The sequence below is a fragment of the Aquirufa sp. A-Brett2-15D genome (assembly GCF_054558735.1).
Map to the genome: position 1 here is coordinate 1 of NZ_JBSKFT010000029.1, position 238 is coordinate 238.

The 238-nt window shown below is 40.8% G+C and carries 1 protein-coding gene; it reads right to left on the reverse strand.

Going from position 1 to position 238, the window contains the following annotated elements; genetic code table 11:
• A partial coding sequence (locus tag ACST14_RS11010) for a hypothetical protein (RefSeq protein WP_459463492.1) occupies window positions 1–238 on the reverse strand: 238 nt, incomplete at both ends.

Below are 238 nucleotides of genomic sequence, written 5' to 3' on the forward strand. Positions count from 1 at the left end.
GCTGTGTTTGCATTTACTCCATTCGTTAATGCTAATTCTGCAGCAGTTGCTCTTGTTATCTCAGCAGTAATGCTACTTGTATTGGAACTCACTCGTGTATCGAGTCCGGCGATCGAATTGGTATTAGAAGTTATGCTAGCTGTGTTTGCATTTACTCCATTCGTTAATGCTAATTCTGCAGCAGTTGCTCTTGTTATCTCAGCAGTAATGCTACTTGTATTGGAACTCACTCGTGTAT